A 2,222-nucleotide genomic window follows, 5' to 3' on the forward strand; every position below is an offset into this window, starting at 1 on the left:
GAGGTGTTGTCGGCGATCACGTCGGGCAGCGAGAAGGTGAAGTTGGCGTACCGGGAGTCGATGACCTCCAGCGCGGGGGCGACGGCCCGCACCGCGTCGGTGAACGGCATCCCGGGTGTCGGCGGCCGGTCCAGCAGGAAGGCGATCTCCGGTTCGACCCGGGGGTGGATCAGCCCGGAGATGTCGACGCTGCCGCCGTCGGGCACCTGCGTGGTGTCGGTGAGCTGGCCGAGGATCGGGGAGTCGACGCCGACCTGGACCATCTTCGCCCGGCTGGTCAGCCCCATCTTCGCGCCGACGAGGCGTTCGCCCCGGCCGGTGCGCCGGACGATCAGCGCCTGCTGCACCGCGTAGGCGGCGTCGACGTCGACCCGGTGGGTGTCGGCGAGCTGCGGAATCGGGGTGCCGGTGACGGCCGCGTCGTCGAGCCGGGCGGCGAGGTCGGCGGTGTCGATGCTGGTGGCGGTCACGGGCGCTCTCCGTTGGCGAGGTCGAGGGCGACGTCGGTGATCATGTCTTCCTGGCCGCCGACCATCCTGCGGCGGCCGAGTTCGATCAGGATGGACCGCACGTCCAGGTGGTAGCGGTCGGCGGCGCGTTCGGCGTGGCGCAGGAAGCTGGAGTAGACGCCGGCGTAGCCGAGCGACAGGGTTTCCCGGTCGACCCGGACCGGCCGGTCCTGCAGCGGCCGGACCAGGTCCTCGGCGGCGTCCATCAGCGCGAACGTGTCGCAGCCGTGTTTCCAGCCGTGCAGGTCCGCGACGGCGGTGAACACCTCCAGGGGGGCGTTGCCGGCCCCGGCGCCCATCCCGGCGAGGGAGGCGTCGACCCGGGTGGTGCCGTGCTGCACGGCGATCACACTGTTGGCCACGCCCAACGACAGGTTGTGGTGGGCGTGGATACCGATCTGCGTGCCCGGGTCCAGCACCTGCTGGTAGGCGTCGACCCGGGCGGCGACGTCGTCCATCAGCAGCCGGCCGCCGGAGTCGGTGACGTAGACGCAGTGCGCCCCGTACGACTCCATCAGCTTGGCCTGCCCGGCGAGCCCGGCCGGGGTGTTCATGTGCGACATCATCAGGAACCCGGCGACGTCCATACCCTGGTCGCGGGCCCAGCCGATGTGCTGGGCGGCGACGTCGGCCTCGGTGCAGTGGGTGGCGATCCGGACGCTGGTCACGCCCAGGTCACGGGCCGCTTTCAGGTCGTCGACGGTGCCGATCCCGGGCAGCAGCAGCGTGGTCAACGTCGCCCGGCTGATCGACTCGGCGGCAGCACGGATCCAGTCGGCGTCCGACGCCGCGCCGTGGCCGTAGGTGACGGACGAGCCGGCCAGCCCGTCGCCGTGGGCGACCTCGATCGCGTCGACGCCGGCCGCGTCCAACGCGGCGGCGATCGCCCGGACCTCCTCGACGGTGTACCGGTGCCCGATGGCGTGCATGCCGTCGCGCAACGTGACGTCCTGGACGTACAGCCGGGTCATCGCTGAGCCCCCTCTCGGACAGCGACCAGACGTTCGGCGGTACGCAACGCGGCCGAGGTCATGATGTCGAGGTTGCCGGCGTACGCGGGCAGGTAGTGCCCGGCACCGGAGACCTCCAGGAACACCGACACCTGGATGCCGGTGAAATGGCTGCCCAGCGCCGGCACGTACGCGTCGACCGGATCGAACTGCACCCGCTGTTTGAGCCGGTAGCCGGGCACGTACCCGGCGACCGACGCCACCATGGACTCCACCGAGTCAGCCACCCGGCCGGTGTCGACGCCGGCCGGGATCAGGCAGTAGACGGTGTCACGCATCAGCAGCGGCGGATCCGCCGGGTTCAGCACGATGACCGCCTTACCTGTGCCGGCACCGCCGACGACCTCCAGGGCGCGGGCGGTGGTCCGGGTGAACTCGTCGATGTTGGCCCGCGTGCCCGGACCGGCCGAGCGGGACGCGATCGACGCGACGATCTCCGCGTACGCGACCGGGGCCACCGCCGCGACGGCGGCGACGACCGGCACCGTCGCCTGCCCACCGCAGGTCACCATGTTGACGTTCGACACGCCCAAATGAGCGTCCAGATTGACCGGGGGCACCACGTACGGGCCGACCGCGGCCGGGGTCAGATCCACCACCGTCCGGCCGTAAGCCTGCAGGATCTCGTTGTTGCGCCGGTGCGCGCCCGCCGACGTGGCGTCGAAGACGAGTCGCACGTCGGCGAACTCGGGCATCGCGACCA

Annotated in this window: 3 protein-coding genes; all 3 read right to left on the reverse strand. The window is 71.6% G+C overall.

Annotation, left to right across the window (positions count from 1 at the left end):
- Positions 1 to 470: 2-keto-4-pentenoate hydratase (locus ACXAHD_RS31955; RefSeq protein WP_475055138.1), on the reverse strand; the 470-nt coding region annotated here is incomplete at its 3' end.
- The gene (dmpG, locus tag ACXAHD_RS31960; RefSeq protein WP_475055139.1) at positions 467 to 1,480 is read right to left on the reverse strand and encodes a 4-hydroxy-2-oxovalerate aldolase; all 1,014 of its coding nucleotides are present in this window, start codon (positions 1,478 to 1,480) and stop codon (positions 467 to 469) included. The genes dmpG and ACXAHD_RS31955, both read right to left, overlap by 4 nt.
- Positions 1,477 to 2,222: acetaldehyde dehydrogenase (acetylating) (locus ACXAHD_RS31965; RefSeq protein ID WP_475055140.1), on the reverse strand; the 746-nt coding region annotated here is incomplete at its 5' end. The genes ACXAHD_RS31965 and dmpG, both read right to left, overlap by 4 nt.

Source organism: Micromonospora sp. ABR4_055 (assembly GCF_056160425.1).

Excerpts from the sequence above, each read along its gene's own strand:
- dmpG (WP_475055139.1), bottom strand. The coding sequence starts at position 1,480 with ATGACCCGGCTGTACGTCCAGGACGTCACGTTGCGCGACGGCATGCAC.